The following is a 23,697-nucleotide window of genomic DNA, read 5'->3' as shown; positions in this document are numbered from 1 at the left end:
GCTGTCATTAAATGTGGGTATAAGTTGTGCCCCAGGTTATCCACCGGGTTGTACCGGTACTGGTTAACAGGGTTATGGCCCTAGTTATCCACAGAAAGTTGCGATCAAAAAAAGCCGGCTCTCCTGTGGATAGGTAGCCTTCTGTAGGGGTAGAATGGCTGGCTCGATAGCGGTTGTGTACGAATGGTTGAACCGCGATCACGACGAGTAATACATCAAGGAAATAAAGGCGGTTGCGTGTCTGAAGAGCTCTGGCAACGCTGTCTGACGCGACTCGAGGATGAGTTGCCGTCGCAGCAGTTCAACATGTGGATTCGGCCGCTTCAGGTGGCTGCATCTGCGGATGGTGCGGAGCTGACCTTGTTTGCCCCTAACCGTTTTGTGGTGGACTGGGTCCGCGACAAATACCTGGACCGCATCGGTGAGGTCTTGGGGGAGATGCAATCAGGTCCACTGCCCCAGTTGCGTCTGGAAGTGGGTTCCACCCGTGCTAGCACGCCCGTGGCGGCGTCTTTTAATGGTTCCGCTCCTGCTGCCGGCCATGGGCCGATAACCACGCCTGCGGTGGCTCCTGCGCCCCGTCAGCCGGAATCGGATACTCGGCCGCAGCCCACAGCGCTGGGCGGAGCCCGCAAACATCGCAGCAACCTCAATACCGGCTTTACCTTTTCCACCTTTGTTGAAGGCAAGTCCAACCGCATGGCGGCGGCGGCGGCCCAGCAGGTTGCCGAGAACCCGGCCAGCCACGGCTATAACCCGTTGCTGTTATACGGGGGGGTGGGCCTGGGTAAGACGCACCTGATGCATGCGGTGGGCAATGAACTGCTACGCCGCAACCCCAATGCCAAGGTGGTTTACCTGCACAGTGAGCGCTTTGTGGCGGATATGATTTCCGCTCTGCGTAACAAAACCATTAATGAGTTCAAGCGTTTCTATCGCTCGGTGGATGCGCTGCTGATTGATGATATTCAATTCTTTGCAGGTAAAGAGCAGTCCCAGGAAGAGTTCTTTCATACCTTTAATGCGTTGCTGGAAAATGGTCAGCAGATCATTCTCACCTGCGACAAGTTCCCCAAAGAAGTGGATGGCTTGGAGGAGCGCCTCAAGAGCCGGTTTGGTTGGGGCCTGTCTCAGCCCATGGAACCGCCGGAGCTGGAAACCCGGGTAGCGATCCTGAAGAAGAAGGCGGAAGAGGCGAAAGTAGATTTGCCCAATGACGCTGCGTTTTTTATCGCCCAGCGAATCCGTTCTAACGTTCGGGAGCTGGAAGGCGCGTTGCGCCGGGTGATCGCTCATGTGCGTTTTACCGGGGCGCAGATTGATATCGGCTTGATCAAGGAAGCGCTGAAAGATCTGATCGCGTTGCAGGCGCGGCAAATCAGTATCGATAATATTCAGCGTATCGTGGCCGAGTATTACAAGATCAAGATCAATGATTTGTTATCACCACGGAGGACGCGCTCTGTAGCGCGGCCCCGCCAGGTTGCCATGGCACTGTCGAAAGAGTTGACCAGCCACAGCCTGCCTGAGATTGGTGAGAATTTTGGTGGCCGGGATCACACCACTGTATTGCACGCCTGTCGCAAGGTGTTGCAGCTGCGGGAATCCAACCCGGAAATTGAAGAAGATTATCAGAATCTGTTACGGACATTGACGTCCTAATCGGGGTGGCGCTCTGTGGCGAGCAAGCCCAATAACCAGAACGGGAAAGCGCAATGAAATTCTCAATCAATAGAGAACAACTGCTCAAGCCGCTACAGCAGGTCGCCGCCGTGGTGGAAAAGCGGCAGACCCTGCCGGTACTGTCCAACGTATTGCTGGAAGTGGGTGATGGCCAGCTTTCCATGACCGGGACTGACCTGGAGCTGGAGCTGGTGGCGCGGTTGCCGCTTGAGGGTGAGCTGGAGCCCGGTGAAACCACCGTGCCTGCCCGTAAGTTGGTGGATATTGCCAAGAGCCTGCCGGCGGAAGCGGATATCCGCTTCGAGGTTGATGGTGAGCGCATGCTGGTTCGTTCTGGTCGTAGCCGCTTTACCTTATCGACTCTGCCCGCTTCAGAATTCCCGAATCTGGAAGAAGATGCCGCCGGTAGCAGCCTGGAAATGAAGCCGGATGTGCTGCGCGGTCTGATTGATCGTACTGCCTTTTCTATGGCGCAGCAGGACGTGCGTTATTATCTGAATGGCATGCTGTTCGAGCTAAAGCCGGGTCGTCTGCGTGCTGTGGCTACCGATGGACACCGCCTGGCTCTGTGCGATGCAGAGTTGGATGCGCCAGTGGAAGAAGCCTCGGTGATCCTGCCGCGTAAGGGGGTGATGGAGCTGTCCCGTATTCTAGGTGACAGCGGTGAGGCGGCTCGCCTGACCATTGGCCGCAATCATGTGCGCATTGTGGTGGGCGCCATCACCTTCACTTCCAAGCTGGTGGACGGAAAGTTCCCAGAATACGATCGGGTGATCCCCAAGGAAGGTTCCCGCAAGGTGGTTGCCGACCGCGAAACCCTGCGTCAGGCGTTGGCCCGGGTAGCGATTCTTTCCAATGAGAAGTACCGCGGTGTGCGAGTGCAGTTGTCTGAGGGAAGCTTGAGAATTGTGGCAAACAACCCGGAACAGGAAGAAGCGGAAGAAGAAGTATCCGTGGACTTCAACGGCTCGCCGCTGGAAATCGGCTTTAACGTGAGCTACCTGCTGGATGTGCTGAACACCATGGGTGGCACCCAGGCAGAGCTGGAAATGGGCGACAGCAATAGTAGCGCCCTGGTATTTGACCCAGAGAGTAAGGCAGCCGTGTATGTGGTTATGCCGATGCGCCTCTGAGTATGATGCGTCTTTCCGGGGTGGCCGCCATGGCTGCCCCGCCGTTGTTCTCCTCTCCCCTGTTTCTTTGCTGTTGTTCCCCTGATGCTTAGCCGCCTTCAATTGAGCGATTTCCGTAATTACGGCACCGCAGAGGTGGATCTGTCTTCGTCGCTGAATGTGATCCTCGGCGATAACGGCAGTGGCAAAACCAGTCTGCTTGAAGCGATTTATTTTATTGGTAGTGGTGGCCGCTCTTTCCGTGGCGGTCGACTGTCGCGCCTGGTGCGTGACGGCGCTGAGGCGGCGACGCTGTATGCAGAGGTGTTGGTTGCCGAGGATGTGCACCGGCTTGGAGTGCGTCGCACACCGGGCGGAATTGATGCTATCAAGCTCAATGGCCAGACTCCTAAAGCGCTGAGCGAAGTGGCGGCGCTGCTGCCCGTTCTGGCACTGCATCCCACGTCTGTGGAGCTGGTTTTTGGTTCTTCTCAGCTGCGGCGGCGGTTTATGGACTGGGGAATGTTCCACGTGGAACATCAGTTTATGCCCCTGTGGCGAGAGGGATCGGCGGCATTGAAGCAACGTAATGCCTTGCTGCGTACCGGTCGTCCGACCTCGCGAGAACTGGGCTTTTGGAATCAGCAACTGGCGCAGACTTCTGATAGAATCGAAGGGTTACGCAGAAGCTATCTGGCTTCGCTACAGCACGGTTTGGATGAGGTCCTAATGGTTCTGGCGCCCGAGCTGAAAATACGGCTCAGGCTGCAAACAGGGCTACAGAAAGACGAGTCTTACGCGCAGGCCCTGGATCGGCTGCAGCAGGATGATCTCCGGCGTGGTTTCAGTCAGGCTGGATTTCATCGCAGCGACATTCGCATTGAGAGCCACGGGGTTGTGGCCCGCGACCGTTTATCTCGTGGGCAGGCTAAATTAGTGGCCTATGGCATGGTGCTGGCCCAGCTACCGCTGATTAGTCAGGCTGGAAAGGTCTGCACCCTGTTGGTGGATGATTTGGCGGCGGAGCTGGATGAAGAACACCGTAATCAGTTGTTGGGTTATCTGGCCACCACGGGCCACCAGACACTGATTACAGCGTTGGATATGCCCCAGTGGGCAGCCATCGTGAATGACAATAACGCATTACAGGCGGTTGAGAGCAAAATGTTCCACGTGGAACATGGCAAGCTGCGACCCCTCACCGAGAGTAAATAAGGAAATACCATGGCGGAGAAAAATTACGATTCATCCAGCATTAAGGTGCTGAAAGGATTGGATGCCGTACGTAAACGTCCCGGCATGTATATCGGTGATACAGATGATGGCACAGGCCTGCACCATATGGTGTTTGAGGTCGTGGATAACTCCATCGATGAAGCACTTGCCGGGTTTTGCTCCGAGATCAAGGTGATTATCCACCCGGACGAATCCATGTCCATCCAGGATAATGGCCGTGGTATTCCCACCGATATGCACGAAGAGGAAGGGGTGAGCGCCGCCGAAGTGATCATGACGGTGCTGCATGCCGGCGGTAAGTTCGACGATAACACCTATAAGGTGTCCGGTGGTCTCCACGGTGTGGGGGTGTCTGTGGTGAATGCCCTGTCGGAAGAGTTGAAACTGACTATCCGTCGTAATGGCCAGGTCCACGAGCAAATTTACCATCACGGCGTACCCGCCAAACCGTTAGAAGTGGTCGGAACTACGGATTCCAGCGGGACAGCGGTGCACTTCCGCCCTTCCCCGGACACCTTTACCAATATCAAGTTTCACTACGATATCCTCGCCAAACGTTTGCGTGAATTGAGCTTTTTGAACTCTGGTGTGCGTATTCACCTGATGGATGAGCGCAGCGGTGACGAAGATGTGTTTGAGTATGAAGGCGGTTTGAGCGCCTTTGTTGCCTACCTCAACACCAATAAAACGGCGTTGAATCAGGTTTTCCATTTTAACTATGAGCGTGAAGAGGATGGCATCGCGGTGGAAGTGGCGATGCAATGGAACGATTCCTACCAGGAAAACATCTTCTGTTTCACCAACAATATTCCCCAGCGTGATGGCGGCACACACCTGGCCGGTTTCCGGGCCGCGCTGACGCGCACCATGAATAGCTACATGGACAAGGAAGGCTTCCTCAAGAAGGAGAAAGCCAACCCGTCCGGAGATGATGCCCGGGAAGGCCTGACAGCGGTGATTTCCGTGAAGGTGCCGGATCCCAAATTCTCCAGCCAGACCAAGGACAAGCTGGTCTCCTCCGAGGTGAAAAGTGCGGTGGAGCAAACCATGGGTGACCTTTTCCAGGATTATTTGCTGGAAAACCCGGGTGAAGCTCGCAGTATCGTACAAAAAATCATCGATGCGGCCCGTGCCCGTGATGCGGCGCGTAAAGCGCGGGACATGACGCGCCGCAAAGGAGCGCTGGATATCGCGGGTTTGCCTGGCAAGCTGGCAGACTGCCAGGAGAAAGACCCGGCGCAGTCCGAACTCTACATTGTGGAGGGTGATTCTGCGGGGGGCTCGGCGAAACAGGGTCGTAACCGCAAGAATCAGGCGATTCTTCCGCTCAAAGGGAAGATCCTCAACGTGGAAAAGGCGCGCTTCGACAAGATGCTGTCTTCCCAGGAAGTGGGCACGCTGATTACGGCTCTGGGCTGTGGCATTGGCCGTGACGAATACAATATCGACAAGCTGCGTTATCACCGCATCATCATCATGACCGATGCGGACGTGGATGGCTCTCACATCCGCACCCTACTGCTGACCTTCTTCTTCCGTCAGATGCCCGAGCTGATCGAGCGCGGCTATATTTACATCGCCCAGCCGCCTCTCTACAAGGTGAAAAAGGGTAAGCAGGAAACCTACCTGAAAGACGACCCGGCCATGGAAGAGTACCTCACCACCCTGGCCCTGGATAAAACCGGTTTGTACCCGGGCGATAGTGCCCCACCGATCAGTGGAGAGCCGTTGGCAAAGCTGATCGCCGAATACCGCAGCGTAATGAAAATTGTCGACCGCCAGTCCCGGGTTTTCCCTGAGGAAGTGCTGGAGCAGATGATCTATATGTCCTCACTCAGTGAAGAGTCGCTGAATGATGAGGCGGCTATGACGCAGTGGTGCGAGGTCCTGGGTAAACGTGTGGATGCCATCACCGATGCGACCCAGACGTTCACGATTACCGCCCAGCGTGATGAGGAGCGAGGTCTTTACCTGCCACGTGTGCAAGTACTTGCTCACGGTGTGCCCCGCGAATACAAGGTCACTCAGGATTTCTTGCAATCACCGGACTATCAGAAAATCAAAGCGCTGGGGGAAACCCTGGAAGGCTTGTTGGCTGAAGATGCGTACATCCAGCGTGGTGAATCACAACGGCCAATTCGTCACTTTGCACAAGCATTGGACTGGTTGATGGTTCAGGCGCGCCGTGGCACCAGTTTCCAGCGTTATAAGGGGTTGGGTGAGATGAATGCGGATCAGCTGTGGGAAACCACCATGGACCCGGAAAGCCGCCGCATGCTGCAGGTGACCATTGAGGATGCCATTGCCGCCGACCAGATCTTTACCTGCCTGATGGGTGATGACGTGGACCCGCGCCGTCAGTTCATCGAGTCCAATGCACTGCAGGTATCCAACCTGGACGTATAAGCGCCGAGAAGCGAGATACGAGTTTCGAAAACCACCATTGGTTCCTGCCTTTCGAAACTCGCTTCTCGCAACTCGTTACTGTGGTTGAAGCATAAAAAAAGCGAACCTTCGGGTTCGCTTTTTCGTGGTGCCTGCAGCGTGTAGCGTTTCTTGATTACACCAAAAAGTCGTCCAGGTTCGCACCTTTACTCAGTGCGTCCTGCAACCAGAGCGGGCGCTTGCCGCGGCCGGTCCAGGTGTTGCTGCTGTTGTTCGGGTCGCGGAACTTTACTTTGGCTGGACGGCGCACGCCGGTTTTTTTCTTGGCGGCTTTCTTGCGCGTGGTCTTTTTCTTGTCGGCGGTATTTTTCAGCAGATCCTGGGGATCCACACCCAGATCCTTGGCCATTTTTTCCAGTACCGCCTGGGCATTTTTCAATTCGGCTTTACGCTTTTTGTCGAGCGCGGACTCTGCCTGTTTGATCAATTTTTCCAGTTCGTCTACAGACAGTTCGTCAAGATTAATGCTCATTGAGGTGCCCTTGTTTTAGGTCATTGAATAACGGAAAGGACTGTAATTATTTTAACGGGGCTTGGCAATATAGTGGGTTAAAAGCAAACAGAAAACGGCCAGATAAATCGATCAGCGATAATATTCCAGCAGCCAGTGATTATTAAACCACCTAAAGCCGGTGCACTGATTAGCGCACCGGCTGTGTTCGGAAATAAAGACCGTGGGAAAAGGTGGAGTCTAGCCGGGATAATTATCCACAATCCATTGTTGTGCTTCGGCGGTGACTTGTTTGGCCTTTTTATTGTGTGTCTGTATCGGGGGACTGATACACAGTGTGATGGTGCCCGGGTAACGCACCCAGGTTCTGCGGGGCCAGCAGTTACCACTATTATGGGAGAGCGCAATGACGGGTACCCCCGCTTGCGTGGCCAGCATGCTGCCACCGTGATTGAACTTGCCGTGGGTGCCTGGCGGTTGTCGTGTGCCTTCCGGAAAAATAACCACACGAAGGCCACGGTTAAGACGCTGCTTCCCTTGAGACAACACCGATTTCAACGCGGCTTTGCCATCGCTACGGTTAATTCGGATGGGATTAAGCAGGGCCAGGCCCCAACCGAAGAAAGGTATCCACAACAGTTCTCGTTTTAGCACAGTGGACTGTGGGCTGATGAGGACTTGCAGGTAAAAGGTTTCCCAGCTGCTTTGATGATTGGCCAGCACGACACAGGGATCATCGGTCAGGTATTCCCGCCCTTCCACCTTTACCGTGATGCGGTTGAGGCGCTGGTCCAGCCACATGGCGAAACGGGTCCACTGATTGATAAACCGGTGGCGGGCGCGAAGCGGTAGGAGGGGGCCAATCAGAACACAGAGGAAACTGTGGAAAATACCGGCAAGGTTATACAGCACAAAAAACAGCGCGCTGCGGACCTTGATCGACAGCGACGGTGGCGCGTGCTGGGTCATGCCTAATCCTTCAAGGTGTGATCAACAAAGTCAGCCAGTGAGTCGTAAACGGCAACCGGACCCAGGGATTCAGGTAGACCTTTTTCCAGTGTCTTGTTCCCTTTACCGGTCCGCACCAATACTGGTGCGCAATGGCGAGCGACTCCCGCTTCAAGATCCCTAAGGCTATCACCAATCAGGGGGGCACCGGTGACATCGCCATACTCGGTAACAATCTGGTCGATCAGCCCGGGTAGCGGCTTGCGGCAATCACAGCCGTCATCCGGGCCGTGGGGGCAATAGACGATTGTGCCGATTGTGCCGCCCTGCTCTGCCACCAACTCCCGCAGCTGCGCGTGCATGGCATCCAGGGTAGCTTCATCATAATAGCCACGGCCAATGCCGGACTGGTTGGTGGCAATCGTCACCGTATAGCCCGCTTTGCTTAAGCGGGCGATGGCGTTGATGCTGCCGGAGATCGGAATCCACTCGTCCACAGTCTTGATGTAGGCATCAGAGTCCTCGTTGATGACCCCGTCGCGATCAAGAATGATGAGTTTGTTCATGGGATTCCTTCTCTGTTTGCCTTAGGAGCGGCGCTTGAGCCGCGAATCGGACTTTGGATTGTTCGCGGCTCAAGCGCCGCTCCTACGGCGATATAAACAAAGGCCGCTATAAAAGCGGCCCTGTGTTCAGCGTGTTGCCTGATGCTGCCTCTCTTATTCCTGCAACAGGCTAATATCCGCCACGTTCAGGAACAGGTCACGCAGGAAGGCCAGCAGCGCCAGGCGGTTATTGCGAACTGCCTCATCCTCCGCCATCACCATGACGGTATCAAAGAAGGCATCCACCGGTTCGCGCAGATCCGCGAGCAATTCCAGCACGCTGGCGTAATCGCCGGCTTCCAGCAGTTCGTAGGATTGCTCAAAGGCACCAACCACCATATTGGTGAGTGTTTGTTCCGCTTCGTCCTCCAGCAGTGCACCGTCGATTTCCTCTGGCGGTGCGCTGTCCAGCTTGGCCAGAATGTTTGACACTCGCTTGTTAGCGGCGGCCAAGGCCTGGGCTTCTTCGCGGTGCTGGAAGGCCGCTACGGCTTTCACCCGGCGATCAAAATCCAGCGGCTTGCGGCAGGCGTCGTCAATGGCCAGCACAGAGAGAATCACCGGGGTGGCAATGCCCTGCTCTTGGTAGATGGCGCGGTAGCGACCCTTGATAAAGTCGAACGCGTCTTCTACCTGGCTGGCATCAATGCGCTCACCCAGTTGTTCAGCGGCCTGGTCCAGTAACTCGCGCAGGTCCAGAGCTAGCTCATTCTCAATGATGATACGTAGGACACCCAGGGTGGCGCGACGCAATGCGTAGGGGTCTTTGGTGCCGCTGGGTTTCTGGCCAATGCCAAAAATGCCCACCAGGGTATCAATCTTGTCGGCCAGGGAAACGGCCATGCCGGTTTTGCTCTGCGGCAGGCTATCGCCGGCGAAGCGTGGCAGGTATTGCTCATACAGGGCCTTGGCCACCTCTTCGGGCTGCCCTTCGCGCTGGGCCAGGTAGAAGCCCATGATGCCCTGCATGGTGTCGAATTCGCCGACCATTTCGCTGTTCAGGTCGGCCTTGCTCAGTTCACCGGCCAGTTTGGCGTTGGCGGCATCGCCGTCGATTTGTCCCGCAATCACAGCGGCGAGGCGACCAATGCGCTGGCACTTATCGGCCACGGTGCCCAGCTGCTGCTGGAACACCACATTGGCCAAGCCTTCGGCGTGCTGGGCCAAGGTGCGTTTGCAGTCGTTATCATAGAAGAACGCAGCGTCAGCCAGGCGTGGGCGGATCACTTTTTCGTTGCCGTGAATTACCTGCTGGGGATCCTTGGACTGAATATTGCTGATGGTAATAAAGCGTGGCATCAGCTTGCCGTCGGCATCCAGTACAGAGAAGTACTTCTGGTGTTCTTCCATGGCGCTGATTAGAGCTTCCTGGGGCACCCGCAGGAAGTCATCATCAAAACTGCCCATCAGCGCTTCGGGCCACTCCACCAGCGCGGTGACTTCGTTAAGCAGGTCCGGGTCGATCTGGGCGACACCGCCGGCTTGTTTACCCGCCGCCAGGGTCTGCTCTTCGATCATTGCCTTGCGGCGATCAAAGTCCGCCAGAACGTGGCCGTCTTTCTCAATGCGTGCAGCATAATCGCCGGCGTTGGCCAGCTCGATGGCGCCGGGCGCGTGGAAGCGGTGGCCGTAACTGGTACGACCGGATTGTAGATCCAGCAACTCGAAGGGAATCACCTCGTCACCGAACAGCGCGACCAGCCAATGGGCCGGGCGCACAAACTGTACTTTGCGCTTGCCCCAGCGCATGCGTTTGGGGATCGGCAGGTTTGTGATTGCCACGTTAAGAAACGTGGGAATGAGAAGGGCTGTATTAGTGCCTTTTACAGTGACTTTTGCAAAAAGTCTTTCGCCCTTCCCAGAGTCTTGTTTTCCTAAATCAGAGACAGATAGTCCCAGTGAAGCGGCAAAGCCTTCCGCTGCTTTAGTCGGATTCCCGTCAGCATCAAATGCAGCTTTTACAGCTGGACCATGGCGTTCAATCTCTTGGTCTTCCTGTTTCTCTTGCAGATTCCTTACTAGCACAGCAAGACGTCTTGGTGCTGCAAAAGACTCAACTTCACCATGGGAAAGTCCATGTGAATCCAGTTGATGTACAAAACTTTCGGTTAGTGCGGCACTTAGGGACGCCAGCGCTTTCGGCGGCAGCTCTTCGGTGCCCAGTTCAATCAGTAAATCCCGGGACATTATTGCTTCCCCTTTTTCTTTTGGCCGTCTTTCTGGGCCTGCTTGGCGGCTTTCTCATCCTGCTTTTGCAGCTCGGCCATCACTTCGTCGCGAATGGAATCATCCGCCATGGGGAAGCCCAGCGAACGGCGCTTGTCGAAATAGGCCTGGGCCACGGCCCGGGCCAGGGTGCGCACGCGCAGAATAAAACGCTGCCGCTCAGTGACCGAGATGGCCTTGCGTGCGTCCAGCAGGTTAAAGGTGTGCGACGCTTTCAGAACATACTCGTAGGCGGGCAGGGGCAGGCCTGCGGCGATCAGCTTGGTGGACTCGCCCTCGAACAGATCGAACTGTTTGAACAGTTCGTCAACGTTGGCGTGTTCAAAGTTGAACGTGGACATCTCGATTTCGTTCTGCAGGAATACATCGCCGTAGCTGACCTTGCCGAACGGGCCATCAGACCACACCAGGTCGTAGACTGAATCCACGCCCTGAATGTACATGGCCAGGCGTTCCAGGCCATAGGTGATTTCCCCGGTCACGGGATAACAGTCGATCCCGCCTACCTGCTGGAAATAGGTGAACTGGGTGACTTCCATGCCGTTGAGCCACACTTCCCAGCCCAGACCCCAGGCGCCCAGTGTGGGCGATTCCCAGTTATCTTCCACAAAACGGATATCATGAACCAGCGGGTCAAAACCGAGCATGCGTAGCGAACCCAGGTATAACTCCTGGATGTTGTCCGGCGACGGTTTCAGTACCACCTGGAACTGGTAATAATGCTGCAGCCGGTTGGGGTTTTCCCCATAGCGGCCGTCGGTGGGCCGACGGGATGGCTGCACATAAGCACTGTTCCAGTTTTCCGGGCCGATGGCTCGCAGAAAGGTGGAGGGGTGAAAGGTGCCCGCGCCTACTTCCATATCCAGCGGCTGTACAACGACACAGCCCTGCTCTGCCCAGTATTGTTGCAGGGCGAGAATCAGGCCCTGGAACGTTAAGATATCCGTTTGCGGTTGTTCCGCCATGGTGAATCCTGTTATTCGGTAATGGTGTTCCGGTATTAGATTGCCGCGCGAGATTGCCACGAAAGGCGCCAAGTATACCGGCCCGGCCCGGTCGGTGATACCGGTGGCGGGCGGCGGTTGCCGGGCGATTAGCACAGCAAAGCGAATCAAGAGGTGCCAGCATGAATGACCGTTGCCCCTGGTGTGGGGAAGATCCGCTGTATCAGCATTACCATGACCATGAGTGGGGCGTGCCCGACCATGATGACCGCAGCCTGTTCGAATGTTTGAACCTGGAGGGGGCGCAGGCCGGGTTGAGCTGGATCACGGTGTTGCGTAAACGCGACCATTACCGGCAAGTCTTTGATGGCTTCGACGCGGAGAAAATCGCCCGCTATGACGATGCCAAAGTGGCGACGTTACTGGCTGACCCGGGGATTATTCGCAATCGGCTGAAAGTGGCTGCCACTATTGGCAATGCCCAGGCGTACCTGACGTTGCGCGAGCAGGGGCGCACGCTGAGCGAATATTTGTGGGCTTTTGTCGACGGTAAACCACAGATTAACCGTTTCCGCTCGTTGAAAGAGGTGCCGGTGACCACCCCGGTGGCACAAGCCATGAGTAAAGAGCTGAAGAAACGGGGTTTTCGCTTTGTGGGCCCCACCATCGTCTACGCCTTCATGCAGGCCACCGGCATGGTGAATGACCACCTTACTAGTTGCCCGCGGCACCGGGATTTAAGTTGAAAGCCTTCAAGTGACAAGCTTCAAGCGGCAACGCGAAACACGATGATAGGTAGGCGGAGAGGCATTACCCGCGCCCCTGCTTTTGAGCGCCGAGTCCCGCAACGTATCGACCCTGCAATCCAGTCCTCGTGTTGCAGACTGTGGCTTTCAGCCTGCCCCTGAAAAGTTGGTACATCCCTTGCTGAGGTTTCCTCTACAAGGAGAGTGTTATGAGCAGCAACAAACCGATAGCCATTATCAAAGCCGGCCAGACCTATCCACAAATCAGCCAGCATTCTGGCGACTTTGATGATTGGATTGCCCAGGGACTGGGCCCGTCGACGCCGGTGATTCGGATAGACGCCACCAATGAACGTGCCCTGCCCGCCCCGGAATCACTGGCTGGCGCGGTGATTACCGGTTCTCATGCCATGGTTACTGAGGCACAACCGTGGATGCGGCAGCTAGCGCACTGGTTGTTTTCGACGGTTGAAGGGGGCTCGCAGCTGCCAGTGCTTGGTTTGTGTTTTGGCCATCAATTACTGGCTCAGGCGCTGGGGGGTGAGGTGGCGGATAACCCGTTGGGGATGGAAGTGGGAACCGTGCCGCTGCGGCTTACCCCGGCGGGGTATCAGGATGCGCTGTTAGGGGCCATGGCAGGCCACCCATGGGCGCAAGTGGTGCACAAACAGTCAGTGCTTACTCCGCCGCCGGGCTGCACGGTGCTGGCCAGTAATGGGCACGACGCCTGCCAGGCCTTTCGTTATGGGAAACAGGTGTGGGGGGTGCAGTTTCATCCGGAATTCAGCGCCGATGTGATGCGGGCCTACTTGCAGGCCCTGAGTGGAGAAGGACTCACCCAGCAACAGGTGGATGCGCATCTACAGGATGTGCGCGAATGTCATGATGCCAGCGGCATCCTTGCGCGCTTCGCTCAGCTCACCCTGGCGGAGGTGGCGTAGCGACATTTTGCCGTAGGAGCGTCGCTGGCGGCGCGATCACCCAAGTACGTGTCACGAGGAGTGAGAAACGAAAAACCTGGCGTTCTCGGCTTTCGAATGTTGACTGTCGAAACTCGCTTCTCGCAACCCGATATTTTTGTGATCGCGCCGTCCGTGACGCTCTTGCCGATCGACGGGCTACTTATTCGAGTTCCCGAACACCGCACCAATCAGCGCACTACCCTGCTGCATGGGGTTCTGACGGATCAGGGTTTCCTCATCGCCGATGCGGGTGTAGAGCGAATCCATACTGGTAGTGATCACGTAGTCTTCCAGATCCAGATTTGGCTTGTTAGTAAGTGGTAACTTATTATAGGCCTCCAGCAACGTCTGGTATTGGTCGTAGAATCCGGTCTTGCGCAGGTTGTCTTCCACGATTGGCGCAAAGCGTTGGCGCAGGGCACTTTCGGTCTCACCTTGGAAGTAATCCGTGGCAGCGGTGTCGCCGCCCTGAATGATGCCCAAGGCATCGTCCACGCTCATGGCATTAATGGCGCTCTTGAAGACCGGAGCCCCGGCGGCCACGGCGCTTTCCGCCCCACGGTTCATGGCGGTTTCCAGCTGATCCACGTAACTGCCCAGCCCGAACTGTCGCAAGGTGTTGGCCACAGGCTGTGCCGCCTGGGGCAATTGCAGATTCATGGCCCCTTCACGGGATAACTGTGCCGCAGCGGTATCGGTGCCCTTGATCAGGGCTTCCTTGATGCCGGCGGCCAGCCGCGCATCGGTATCGTAGCCAGCATTCTTGGCCATTTCGTTGCCCACGTTTACCCAGGGCATGACCGATTCCATGTTCTGGCAACCGGCCAGAGCCAGCCCGATGACCAGCGGCAATAATGTCTTCACGGTGTTCTCCTTGTTTTGGGGCGTCATGCTACTGCATGGGCGGGGGCGGCTAAACACTTCTTGAGTTGAAAGTTTAAAGTTCAAAGTTTAAACGCGGACAAGGCCTTATCGTCGATAAAACGATTTTCACCGCGATTAGGGTATCAGCGGTTGCGCGTGCACGGGCTTTCAGGGCCCAATGACCTGACTCGCGCTTTTCAACTTTAAACTTTCAACTCGTTCCTGCTTTTATGACCGACGACGATTACCGCGAACAACACAAACAGCGCCTTGCCTACATGCCTTGGTTGTACGGTCGGCTCAAGCCAAAACACAGGGCCTGGGCGGAGCCCTGGCAGCAGGCCATTCAGCAGGCATTGATGGCGCTGGAGACGGTGCACATCGGCCAGGGGTGTTTTGTGGCGCCCCAGGCGGTTGTACTTGCCGAGCCAGGTCGCGATATTTTCGTGGGAGATGGCTGCCAAATCGCTGCTGATTGCGTTATTCATGGCCCGATTCGGCTGGGTCAGCGTGTCAGCCTCAACCACCATGTGAGCCTGGAAGGCGGCGCGGCGGGCATTGAAATCGGTGATGACACCCGTATCGCTGCCTATTGCACGCTCTTTGCCTTTAACCATGGTATGCAGGCGGACCGGCTTGTGCGCGAGCAACCGGTGAGCTCCAGGGGCATTCGCATTGGCCGGGATGTCTGGGTTGGTGCCCGAGCGGGTATCGTGGACGGCGTCACTCTGGGCGACCACGCAGTGGTGGGTATGGGGGCCGTGGTCACCCATGACGTGCCGCCCTGGACCATCGTCGCCGGAAACCCGGCCCGGCCCATTGGCCGCCGCCCGGGGGCCCCGCCGCTGTCGCTCCCCTCCTGAGCGCAGGGTGTCATGATCGGAAACAGTTCACTATTGAACAGCGTTTAGAAGTTGTGGTTAACTGGTTCTGAGTGGATGCACGGGCTGTGATCAAGCAAAGGCCCTGCTCCGAAACAGCAAAAATCACTGCAGGTATCAACCATGGCACGCCGCAACCAACACAGCCGCGAAGAATTACAGGCCCTGGCCATCGACGCCGTGCGTGAATTGGTGGCTGAACAGGGGCTGGCGAAACTGAGCGTACGCAAAGTGGCGGAAAAAATACGCTATACCCCCGGCATGTTGTATCACGTCTTCACCAATCTTGATGACCTGATTCTGCATGCCAATGCGGCCACCCTGGATACCCTGTTGGCGGATATGCGGGCATCATCAAACCTGTCTCCGATTCAGGTTCTGCATAAGATGGCTAGCGCCTACCTGTCATTGGCGCGTACGCAAACCGCGCTATGGCAAATGGTGTTTATGCATCGCATGCACAATGCAGCGCCGGTGCCGGACTGGTACCAACAACGTACGGCACAATTGTTCGAGCGAGTAGAACAGCAAATGGCGCGATTGGCTGATGGACAGTCAGCTGCGGCAATCCATCTGGCAGCCCGTACTCTGTGGAGCAGTGTTCATGGTATCGCGGTACTGGCAGCAGAGAACAAACTGGACGTAGCGGGCGATGTGGACGAACAGGTCATGCTGGATTCGTTACTGGACCATTATTTGAATAGTTGGGCGAAGGAGAGTTAAAAGTGCAAAGTTTTAACTTTGCACTTTCAACTCAAACCCGAACAAAAATCAAAGGCGAAAAAATGAAAAAAGGGTTGTTCTCATTATTGGCCGCACGGCGTTTCGGGCCGTTTTTTATGACCCAATTTCTGGGTGCGTTTAATGATAATGTTTTTCGTCAAGCACTGATCTTGCTGATCGCCTCCGGGGTGGTGAGCACGGTCAGTGTGAATACCCTGAATAATGTGGCGCTCGCGTTGTTCATTCTGCCCTTCTTTTTGTTTTCTGCCCTGGCCGGACAGGTGGCGGACAAGTACGACAAGGCCACACTGGTTCGTAAGATAAAACTGGTGGAAGTGTTCATCATGTCTGCCGCTTCTGTGGGCTTCTTTTTTGATGGTGTTTATTTCCTGTTGGCGGTGCTTTTTTGCATGGGGCTGCAATCTACTTTCTTTGGCCCTATCAAGTACTCGATCATTCCCCAGCATCTGACCGACAAGGAGCTGGTGTCCGGCAATGCACTGGTAGAAATGGGGACTTTTCTGGCCATCTTGCTTGGTTCCATTTCCGGTGTGTTATTGAAAATGGACGGCGTGGGCGATGGTGTTGTGGCTATGACCGTAGTGGGACTGGCGGTGCTCGGCTATCTGGCGGCAAGAGGCATTCCGGCCGCGCCGGCGGCGGATACATCGATCAAAATTAACTGGAATTTATGGAAGGAAACCTGGCACATCGTCGGTTACGCGCGGGAAGTAAAATCGGTGTGGATGTGTGTGTTGGCGATTTCCTGGTTCTGGTTTATGGGGGCGGCGTACACCACCCAGTTGAAAGTCTATGTGGATGATTACCTGTTCGGTACCGATGGCCTGTACGCCCTGCTACTGGGCACCTTTTCCGTGGGTATTGGGCTGGGTTCATTTCTGTGCGAAAAATTGTCGGGGAAACGGGTAGAACTGGGGCTGGTGCCGTTGGGTTCGATTGGCTTAAGTGTGTTTGGCGTTGACCTGTTTTTTTCCTACGCGGGGCTGGGCAGTGTGGATCCAGTGATGAACAGTGCTGTCGGGATTGGTAGCTTTCTGCAACAGGCCGGGGGTTACCGGGTGTTGTTGGACTTGCTGGGTATTGGCGTGTTTGGCGGCTTTTATATCGTGCCGTTGTTTGCCTTTATTCAGCACCGAGCCAATCCTAAACATTTGTCACGGATTATCGCTGCCAACAATATTATCAATGCTTTACTGATGGTGCTATCCGCGGTGGCGGGTATCGTTTTGATCGGCATGCTGGATATGACGGTGCCGCAATTCTTCCTGGCGTTGGCGCTGACCAATGTGGTGGTGGCGGTCTATATCTATTCGGTAGTGCCGGAGTTCCTGATCCGTCTGCTGGTGTGGATGCTCACCCACACCCTGTATCGGGTGAAGCACGAGGGCATGGATAACATTCCGGATGAGGGCCCGTGCATGCTGGTCTGTAACCATGTGAGCTACGTGGATGCATTGCTCCTGGCCGGCGCAATTCGGCGTCCAGTGCGATTCGTAATGTTCAAGCCGATCTATGACATGCCGGTGCTCAATTATATCTTCCGCACCGGTAAAACCATCCCTATTGATTCGAAAACCCGTAATCCGGAGATTTATGACCGGGCTTTTGTGCGCATTCGCGAAGAGCTGGCGGCTGGAGAAGTGGTGTGTATTTTTCCGGAGGGCAAGTTGACGAATGACGGTGAAATTGATGAATTTCGCGCGGGCATTGAGAAAATCGTCAGCGATAGTCCGGTGCCGGTGATTCCCATGGCCCTGTCCGGGTTGTGGGGCAGCGTGTTCAGCCACAAGGGTGGCAAGGCGTTGACCCGCTTGCCCCGCCGTTTCTGGTCGCGGATCAAACTGGCTGTGGGCACAGGTGTACCGCCTCAATCTGTACAGGCAGAGGATCTGCGTACACGGGTGCTGGCACTGCGAGAACGCCCTTAGCAAAACGGCGCCTATTCTCCGTGGTTGCCGAAAGCATACGCACAGTAACTTGCAGTCGGCCGAAAAGACCGGACACTCAATAATAAAGGGTAAGTGGCTTCCTTTGTCGGTATGACAGGAAGGCAGGGAAAGCCCACAACGACAATAACAACAGGGAACGAATGTGTCTGACTCCCCACTGTCGCCCGCATCGCTGCGGGCGCGGATTCAGCAGATATTGCTGCAATTGCCGCCGGTGCAGCGTGCGGATGCTCGCTATCATGAGGTGGAGCACGATCTGCTGCACGGATTGAAGCACCGACTTGAATCTCTCCATGAGCCCGGTGAAATGGATGCGACACCAGACAGCCTGCACCAGTTGCTGGATGTGTCCATGGAGCAGAGTGTGCCCCAGGCACAGACGATGTTGGTGCAGCGCCAGCTGGCAAACCTGACGGCGGATGAAGCGCGCCTGTTGGCGGCTTTATCCGATGGCAGCGCCTTTCCCATGTTGACGGTATACAGCGGCGGACGTTTCTCTCGCGGCGAGGTGTTGTATCGCCATTCCAACGTGGGTCGTGCGGCCGGTATCCAGTGCAATGATTTTATTGCTCTGTACCTGAATCGGCTGTTTGCACAGGGCTTGGTCATTGCCAGCGATTTCATCGAAGCAATGCGCACGGATTATGAACTGTGTGAAGGGGATAGCGGCTTCCGTACCGCGAAAACCGAGCTGGAAACTCACCTGCCAAAATTATCCACGCGACGGGAAACCTTGCGGATCAGCCCGCTGGGACGGCAATTGTGGACGTTGATGACACCCCCTGCGGACGTTGAGGAGTAGCCCGTGATTACTGATCTGGATCTAATTCTGGCCGACCTGCAGGCCAATTGGCTGTTGTATCTGTCTATGCCGTTTGTGGCGGCGGCTATTGGTTATGGCACCAAGGTGGTGGCCATCAAGATGATGTTCAAACCACTGACCTTTGTCGGTTGGCGCCCTTTTTTGGGATGGCAAGGTATTGTGCCGAGTAAAGCCGCCACCATGGCCAGTATCGCCTGCGATTTGATGATGGAACGGTTACTCAAACCGGAAGACGTGTTCAATAAACTGGATCCACATCGGGTGGCCGAGGAAATTCGCGAGCCGCTGATTCGTTCGGTGGAGGACATCACCCGAGAAGTGGCGGCGGAATACCAACCGGGCCTGTGGGAAGCGGCCCCGGAATCGGTGAAACGCTTGGTGATCCAGCGGATCCAGCATGAAGCGCCGCACATGGTCGAGCAGATCATGGAGGACATTAAAAGCAATATCACCCGGGTGTTTGATCTCAAGGATCTGGTGATCAACGCGCTGGTGCGAGACAAGGAATTGCTCAACCGCGTGTTCCTGGAAGCCGGCCACGTGGAGTTCAAGTTCATTCGCAATTCCGGGATTTATTTTGGCTTTGCCATCGGTATTGTTCAGGCGGTGGTGTGGGCCTTTACCCACAACATCTGGGTGATACCCCTGTTCGGTTTGTTCACCGGCTGGTTTACCGATTGGCTCGCATTGAAAATGATTTTTAACCCGAAACAGCCGGTGCGGTATTTGGGCTTGTTTGAATGGCAGGGCCTGTTTCTCAAGCGGCGCCAGCAGGTCGCGGCCCGCTACGGTGAACTGATTGCCAGTGAAGTGGTGACGCCAGCGGCGGTTATCGAAGGCATTTTGAAAGGCCCAATGTCAGACCGTTTGTTTGGGCTGGTGCAAAAGCAGGTACAGCGGACACTGGATGAGCAATCCGGGCTCGCTAAGCCGCTGGTGGTATTTGCCGTCGGCAGTACCAAATACCAGGAAATGAAACGGTCCGTGTCTGAGAAAGTCATGGAGCACCTGCCAGAAACCCTGAGCCACATGGAAGAGTACGCCGAAGAAGCCATGGATCTGAAAAATCTCATGGTGGAAAAAATGCAGGAGCTCACCGAAGAGGAATTTGAGGGATTGCTGCGCCCGGCCTTTCAGCAAGACGAATGGATCCTGATTACCGTGGGGGCCGTGTTGGGTTTCCTGGTGGGCGAGATTCAGGTGCACGCTATGCTGCACTTTGCTGTCCCGGTTAGCTGATTTGTTATCACTGGCTGGCTTGGGCGAACGGCCCGAGTCGGCCTGAGATTGGATGGCAGAGTCGGCTTCCATATTTCCTGCACATTCCCTTGCCATTATTTTCCCTGCGTATTTTGATAATCGGTAACGGTTTCCGGCAGCCTTGTGCCACCTTAATCTGACCTGACGGGAGAACCCCATGGCCATGGAAGACAGTCCTACACGCTACGGCAGCATCAGCCGGTTATTGCACTGGAGCATGGCGTTGCTGTTGATCTGGCAGTTTCTGTCTGCCCTGTCGCACTACGGTTTTGAAGATACGGCGTTTGAATCCCTGTTCTGGCCCACCCATAAACCTTTGGGGGTGATCCTTATTGTGCTGGTGGTAATTCGCCTGCTTTGGGCACTAGTCAACGTGGCTCGTCGCCCACCGTCCATCAACCTGGCTGCGAAATTGGGTCACCTGGGATTGTATGGATTGTTGTTCTTCATTCCGGCCCTGGCCCTACTGCGCCAATACGGTTCTGGCCGCGCGTTTGAGCCTTTCGGTCTGCCTCTGATGTCGGGCTTCGAGGGTGACAAGATTGCCTGGATGGTGGAACCGGGAAACCTGCTTCACGGTGTGCTGGGCTGGGTATTGCTGGCGATGGTTATCGGTCATGTAGGCATGGCGCTACTGCACCGTAAGCAACCGGGCCAGATCAATGTGCTGCCACGCATGTGGGGCAAGGATTGATGGGTTTTTCCAGAAGCAAAAGCGCGAAATATCGGCGCCGAGGCGTACACCCGTCCCTATGCCGGCTGAATGACGTTATGCCGGTTGAACACAGATTTTTAGGTCTCTATCGATGCCTGCACTGCAGGCATCTGGTATACCCGCAGAAAACCTTATCTTTTGTGCATAACCACATAGCTGCGGCTGATGCGGTCATGTAGCAGATGCCCTTTCATAAAAGCATTGAGAATAAAGATGACCTTCCACAAGGCACCGGTAATACAGAAGGCCAGAATCCGCCCGAGATTGTGCAGCGGATGAAGCCGTTGCAACCGCCGGTTGGTCACACGCATACCGAGAAGTCGTTTGCCGGGTGTGGATTGCAGTGAGCTGCATTCCATGATTAGCGCCATTAACAAATAGAGCGGGACGGCTAAAATCAGGGCCAGTGGGGCACCACTTTCGTCACTGCTGTCGCTGACGCTGTGCAGGGCTTCGACCACAAAAATAGCGCAGACCACCACCAGAAAAACATCCATGGAAAAAGCGAGCATGCGCAAAAGGTAGCCGCCCATAGCCACCTCATCCGGTGCTATCTCTGGCCGTTTCTTTATCTGTGTGACGACGCCATGGCCACCACGCACGGCCTTGATGGCCTCCTGGTTCAGTGGTGTATCGTCCAGTATCCGAAACAGTGAATCGCAGACGTCTTGGTTAAACTCTTCGTTCAGCCAGCGACGCTGCCCTTCCCAGTTGAACAGTCCGTTCAAGTAGCGGATCTCCGGGCATGACAGGGACAGCTGCCCGGATTGTTGCTGTTCGGCCAGTAGGGCAAATAGGGCATGGCCGAGCCGATGGTTAAAGGTATCGTCCAGAATCAGTGATGTGCGGGTAAGAAAATGCCAGCGATCTGCTTGCTGTGTATCCGTGGGTTGCTGCACAAGGTCGCGGGCTTGCGACAGCAGTGCTGCCAGTGTCTGGTCCTGCTCATCGGCACTGACGATGGGGTCGTTGCTGGTATCCAGCGGGTCCGGGTCGTCGTCAATGGGAGGCGGTGGCGTGGCTGTCAGTTGCACCGACCAACTGGCCTGCTTCAGAGTCTCGTCCGGTTCCGGGTCAGTGACGAAGGTATCGTGGCTGGGCGGTGGGGTATGGGCTGGGCCCGGCACCTGTTCCGGCTCGGGCTCAGGCCTGGTTTCCACTGGTTCATGGGGCGCGGCGCCAACCGGTGGCGAGAGCGGGTCGCTGTGCCAGCCTTCCAGGGGCGCCGCGGGCGCGTCTTGCGACGATTGCTGTTCGGCCCAGGTCAGTGCCTGTTTGTAGGCTTCATGCAGTTGCTGGAAGCCTTGGGGGTTTTCGTCCGGACGGGTCTGCTTGAGTTGTTTCGCGTAAGCACGTTTGATTGCCCGCGCGTCGGCGGTAGGTTCAATCTGCAGACTATCCCAGGGCGGCATCAGAACCAGTCCTCGCTTTCCAGGCTATCCAGCGCTTCTTTTACTTGTTTCTGAATACGCGCGATGTCCGCCGGGTTCTGGTCGTCGAGGACTTTCTCAAATCGCTTCATGATGTTGGCGATGTACTCACGGCGATCTCCCAGGTTGGATTCGTATAACCGTTCGCCACGGGCAATCAGTGCGCGGTTGTCTTCGCCATCGCGGGGGTGAAATTTCAGCGCCGCGAGTTTTTCCCGGGCGGCCTTTTTTTGCTCGTCACTGAGGGCCCCCGGTGCATGTTCAATCAGATGGCTGTGAACCTGACCGGTGGATTCCACGGTTACGTCCACTTCCAGCAAACCATTCATGTCGTAACTGTAGCGAATGTCCACAGCCTGCTCGCCCTGCTGTCCTTTGGGGACGCGCACATTCAATTCGCCAAGAAAGACATTTTTTTCCACGTAGCGGTTTTCGCCCTGGTACACCTTGATGGTCAGTTCGGTCTGGTCATCGTAAGCGGTGCATACCTGCCGGGCGATGCTCACAGGCACCACGCAATTGCGTTCGATGATGGGCATGAAATAGTCGCCTAGCTTGTTGTTATCGCGATTGATCACACCGGTGCCCAAGGTGTACGGGCAGACATCCGTTAGCACCACGTCATCCAGCGCTTCGTTGCGCATCATCAGCCCGGCCTGAATGGCGGCTCCCATGGCCACCACGGTATCCGGGTCCAGGTGACAGGACGGCAGGCGGCCGAACATCTTGCCCACGGTGGAGCGGAAAATAGCCAGCCGGGTTGAGCCACCCACCAGCACCACATCGTCGATCTTGCTTGGGTGGGTATTGGAATCGCGCAACGCTCGCTCGATGGGATGTTTGGCGCGCAACAGCAGTGGTGTGCTGACCCGGATAAACCAGTCGTTGGTCACCACGTGCTCCACGGTCTTGCCGCCCAGATCCAGCGACAGGGTCTGGTCCGCTGGGCCCAGCTTGCGCTTGGCGCCTTCCATCTGCAGGTACAGTTGTTGCAGCAGTTGAGGCTTCAGGTCATCACGACGCAGTGCATGCTCACGGAGCACGTCATCGACCATGGCATCGACGAAGTCTTCGCCGCCGAGAAAGTTGTCCCCGGCGCTGGCGTGGACTTCCATGATGCCGTCGAAAAATTCCAGCAGTGATACATCAAAGGTGCCGCCGCCCAAATCCAAAATCAGGAACAGGCCTTCCTGCTTTTCGTGCAGGCCATAGGCAATCGCGGCGGCGGTGGGTTCGTTGATTAACCGTTCCACTTTCAGGCCTGCCAGTTCGGCGGCCTGTTTGGTGGCGTGGCGCTGGTTGTCATTGAAGTAGGCGGGCACACTGATCACCGCGTCAGTGACCGTTTCGCCCAGATAGGCCTCGGCGTCATCCTTGAGCGAGCGTAGCACCAGCGACGACAGTTCCGTAGCGGTGAATGCCTGGCGGCCCAGTTTGATTTTATGGTCGGTGCCCATCAGTCGCTTGAAAGCCGCCACGGTCTTGTCGCTGTGATTGATTAGCCGCTGGCGGGCGGTACGGCCCACGATCAGTTCGCCATGGGTGTCCAGCCCCACCACCGAGGGGGTCAGTACCTCGCCTAGCCGGTTCGGTATCAGCGTGACCCCCTCGTCCGTCCAGATGCCGCAGGCACTGTTGGTGGTCCCCAAGTCGATACCGATAATGGTCATGCG

20 protein-coding genes are annotated in these 23,697 nt (G+C 56.0%); 12 read left to right on the top strand and 8 right to left on the bottom strand.

Annotated features, from left to right (window positions below):
* Positions 1-237: 237 nt before the first annotated feature.
* The 4 genes from dnaA to gyrB all read left to right on the top strand — a co-directional run bounded on the left by dnaA (position 238) and on the right by gyrB (position 6,437).
* Entirely contained in the window at positions 238-1,662 is a 1,425-nt protein-coding gene (gene dnaA / locus ABNH18_RS09460) for a chromosomal replication initiator protein DnaA (RefSeq protein WP_349382576.1), read from the top strand.
* Positions 1,663-1,715: 53 nt separating this feature from the next.
* Positions 1,716-2,816 (top strand): DNA polymerase III subunit beta, encoded by a 1,101-nt coding sequence (dnaN, locus tag ABNH18_RS09455; protein WP_323774854.1) that lies wholly within the window; start codon positions 1,716-1,718, stop codon positions 2,814-2,816.
* A gap of 84 nt (positions 2,817-2,900) precedes the next feature.
* On the top strand, positions 2,901-4,010 hold the full coding sequence (recF, locus tag ABNH18_RS09450) for a DNA replication/repair protein RecF (protein ID WP_349382575.1): 1,110 nt from the start codon (positions 2,901-2,903) through the stop codon (positions 4,008-4,010).
* A 9-nt stretch (positions 4,011-4,019) separates the two neighbouring features.
* Entirely contained in the window at positions 4,020-6,437 is a 2,418-nt protein-coding gene (gene gyrB / locus ABNH18_RS09445; protein WP_349382574.1) for a DNA topoisomerase (ATP-hydrolyzing) subunit B, read from the top strand.
* 154 nt (positions 6,438-6,591) lie between these two features.
* Here gyrB and ABNH18_RS09440 read toward each other — a convergent pair whose 3' ends face one another.
* From ABNH18_RS09440 to glyQ, 5 genes are all read right to left on the bottom strand, one after another.
* On the bottom strand, positions 6,592-6,948 hold the full coding sequence (locus ABNH18_RS09440; protein WP_349382573.1) for an H-NS histone family protein: 357 nt from the start codon (positions 6,946-6,948) through the stop codon (positions 6,592-6,594).
* A 219-nt stretch (positions 6,949-7,167) separates the two neighbouring features.
* Positions 7,168-7,896 carry a lysophospholipid acyltransferase family protein gene (locus tag ABNH18_RS09435; protein ID WP_349382572.1) on the bottom strand — a complete coding sequence of 243 codons (729 nt, stop codon included), beginning with the start codon at positions 7,894-7,896 and terminating at the stop codon, positions 7,168-7,170.
* A gap of 2 nt (positions 7,897-7,898) precedes the next feature.
* Positions 7,899-8,441: a D-glycero-beta-D-manno-heptose 1,7-bisphosphate 7-phosphatase gene (gene gmhB / locus ABNH18_RS09430; protein ID WP_349382571.1), complete on the bottom strand. Its 543-nt coding sequence runs from the start codon at positions 8,439-8,441 to the stop codon at positions 7,899-7,901.
* Positions 8,442-8,594: 153 nt separating this feature from the next.
* Entirely contained in the window at positions 8,595-10,667 is a 2,073-nt protein-coding gene (gene glyS, locus ABNH18_RS09425) for a glycine--tRNA ligase subunit beta (protein WP_349382570.1), read from the bottom strand.
* The gene (gene glyQ, locus ABNH18_RS09420; protein ID WP_349382569.1) at positions 10,667-11,671 is read right to left on the bottom strand and encodes a glycine--tRNA ligase subunit alpha; all 1,005 of its coding nucleotides are present in this window, start codon (positions 11,669-11,671) and stop codon (positions 10,667-10,669) included. The genes glyS and glyQ overlap by 1 nt, the downstream gene beginning before the upstream one ends.
* A gap of 161 nt (positions 11,672-11,832) precedes the next feature.
* On the opposite strand from glyQ, the gene ABNH18_RS09415 reads away from it, so the two are divergent.
* Together ABNH18_RS09415 and ABNH18_RS09410 are read left to right on the top strand one after the other, a co-directional pair.
* Complete coding sequence (locus ABNH18_RS09415) at positions 11,833-12,396, top strand: DNA-3-methyladenine glycosylase I (protein WP_349382568.1); 564 nt, start codon at positions 11,833-11,835, stop codon at positions 12,394-12,396.
* A 209-nt stretch (positions 12,397-12,605) separates the two neighbouring features.
* Positions 12,606-13,337, top strand: coding sequence for a glutamine amidotransferase (locus ABNH18_RS09410; protein WP_349382567.1), 732 nt, complete (start codon positions 12,606-12,608; stop codon positions 13,335-13,337).
* Positions 13,338-13,514: 177 nt separating this feature from the next.
* On the opposite strand, the gene ABNH18_RS09405 is transcribed toward ABNH18_RS09410, so the two are convergent.
* A complete protein-coding gene (locus tag ABNH18_RS09405; protein ID WP_349382566.1) occupies positions 13,515-14,222 on the bottom strand; it encodes a DUF4197 domain-containing protein in 708 nt (235 codons plus the stop codon).
* 230 nt (positions 14,223-14,452) lie between these two features.
* Between ABNH18_RS09405 and ABNH18_RS09400 the strand changes: the two genes are divergently transcribed.
* The 6 genes from ABNH18_RS09400 (at position 14,453) to ABNH18_RS09375 (ending at position 20,573) form a co-directional block, all read left to right on the top strand.
* On the top strand, positions 14,453-15,085 hold the full coding sequence (locus tag ABNH18_RS09400) for an acyltransferase (protein ID WP_349382565.1): 633 nt from the start codon (positions 14,453-14,455) through the stop codon (positions 15,083-15,085).
* A 141-nt stretch (positions 15,086-15,226) separates the two neighbouring features.
* Positions 15,227-15,826: a TetR/AcrR family transcriptional regulator gene (locus ABNH18_RS09395; RefSeq protein WP_349382564.1), complete on the top strand. Its 600-nt coding sequence runs from the start codon at positions 15,227-15,229 to the stop codon at positions 15,824-15,826.
* Positions 15,827-15,888: 62 nt separating this feature from the next.
* Positions 15,889-17,775 carry an MFS transporter gene (locus ABNH18_RS09390; protein ID WP_349382563.1) on the top strand — a complete coding sequence of 629 codons (1,887 nt, stop codon included), beginning with the start codon at positions 15,889-15,891 and terminating at the stop codon, positions 17,773-17,775.
* A gap of 163 nt (positions 17,776-17,938) precedes the next feature.
* Entirely contained in the window at positions 17,939-18,598 is a 660-nt protein-coding gene (locus ABNH18_RS09385; protein ID WP_349382562.1) for an Abi-alpha family protein, read from the top strand.
* 3 nt (positions 18,599-18,601) lie between these two features.
* On the top strand, positions 18,602-19,858 hold the full coding sequence (locus ABNH18_RS09380) for a DUF445 domain-containing protein (protein WP_349382561.1): 1,257 nt from the start codon (positions 18,602-18,604) through the stop codon (positions 19,856-19,858).
* Positions 19,859-20,036: 178 nt separating this feature from the next.
* The gene (locus ABNH18_RS09375) at positions 20,037-20,573 is read left to right on the top strand and encodes a cytochrome b (RefSeq protein WP_349382560.1); all 537 of its coding nucleotides are present in this window, start codon (positions 20,037-20,039) and stop codon (positions 20,571-20,573) included.
* Positions 20,574-20,725: 152 nt separating this feature from the next.
* Here ABNH18_RS09375 and ABNH18_RS09370 read toward each other — a convergent pair whose 3' ends face one another.
* Together ABNH18_RS09370 and ABNH18_RS09365 are read right to left on the bottom strand one after the other, a co-directional pair.
* On the bottom strand, positions 20,726-22,006 hold the full coding sequence (locus tag ABNH18_RS09370) for an RDD family protein (protein ID WP_349382559.1): 1,281 nt from the start codon (positions 22,004-22,006) through the stop codon (positions 20,726-20,728).
* A complete protein-coding gene (locus tag ABNH18_RS09365) occupies positions 22,006-23,694 on the bottom strand; it encodes an Hsp70 family protein (protein WP_349382558.1) in 1,689 nt (562 codons plus the stop codon). The genes ABNH18_RS09370 and ABNH18_RS09365 overlap by 1 nt, the downstream gene beginning before the upstream one ends.
* Positions 23,695-23,697 lie beyond the last annotated feature (3 nt).

Source organism: Alcanivorax sp., assembly GCF_040118815.1.
In the GTDB taxonomy this organism is placed as follows: Bacteria; Pseudomonadota; Gammaproteobacteria; order Pseudomonadales; family Alcanivoracaceae; genus Alcanivorax.
Note: the sequence above shows the minus strand (reverse complement) of the source record. Positions and strands in the feature narration are given on the sequence as shown.

What these genes read in the sequence shown, in the direction of transcription:
- ABNH18_RS09415 (WP_349382568.1), top strand. Translation starts at nt 11,833, where the DNA reads ATGAATGACCGTTGCCCCTGGTGTGGGGAAGATCCGCTGTATCAGCAT.
- glyS (WP_349382570.1), bottom strand. Translation starts at nt 10,667, where the DNA reads ATGTCCCGGGATTTACTGATTGAACTGGGCACCGAAGAGCTGCCGCCG.
- recF (WP_349382575.1), top strand. Translation starts at nt 2,901, where the DNA reads ATGCTTAGCCGCCTTCAATTGAGCGATTTCCGTAATTACGGCACCGCA.
- gmhB (WP_349382571.1), bottom strand. Translation starts at nt 8,441, where the DNA reads ATGAACAAACTCATCATTCTTGATCGCGACGGGGTCATCAACGAGGAC.
- ABNH18_RS09400 (WP_349382565.1), top strand. Translation starts at nt 14,453, where the DNA reads ATGACCGACGACGATTACCGCGAACAACACAAACAGCGCCTTGCCTAC.
- ABNH18_RS09435 (WP_349382572.1), bottom strand. Translation starts at nt 7,896, where the DNA reads ATGACCCAGCACGCGCCACCGTCGCTGTCGATCAAGGTCCGCAGCGCG.
- ABNH18_RS09375 (WP_349382560.1), top strand. Translation starts at nt 20,037, where the DNA reads ATGGCCATGGAAGACAGTCCTACACGCTACGGCAGCATCAGCCGGTTA.
- ABNH18_RS09440 (WP_349382573.1), bottom strand. Translation starts at nt 6,948, where the DNA reads ATGAGCATTAATCTTGACGAACTGTCTGTAGACGAACTGGAAAAATTG.
- dnaN (WP_323774854.1), top strand. Translation starts at nt 1,716, where the DNA reads ATGAAATTCTCAATCAATAGAGAACAACTGCTCAAGCCGCTACAGCAG.
- ABNH18_RS09365 (WP_349382558.1), bottom strand. Translation starts at nt 23,694, where the DNA reads ATGACCATTATCGGTATCGACTTGGGGACCACCAACAGTGCCTGCGGC.
- ABNH18_RS09370 (WP_349382559.1), bottom strand. Translation starts at nt 22,006, where the DNA reads ATGCCGCCCTGGGATAGTCTGCAGATTGAACCTACCGCCGACGCGCGG.
- ABNH18_RS09395 (WP_349382564.1), top strand. Translation starts at nt 15,227, where the DNA reads ATGGCACGCCGCAACCAACACAGCCGCGAAGAATTACAGGCCCTGGCC.
- ABNH18_RS09390 (WP_349382563.1), top strand. Translation starts at nt 15,889, where the DNA reads ATGAAAAAAGGGTTGTTCTCATTATTGGCCGCACGGCGTTTCGGGCCG.
- glyQ (WP_349382569.1), bottom strand. Translation starts at nt 11,671, where the DNA reads ATGGCGGAACAACCGCAAACGGATATCTTAACGTTCCAGGGCCTGATT.
- gyrB (WP_349382574.1), top strand. Translation starts at nt 4,020, where the DNA reads ATGGCGGAGAAAAATTACGATTCATCCAGCATTAAGGTGCTGAAAGGA.
- ABNH18_RS09410 (WP_349382567.1), top strand. Translation starts at nt 12,606, where the DNA reads ATGAGCAGCAACAAACCGATAGCCATTATCAAAGCCGGCCAGACCTAT.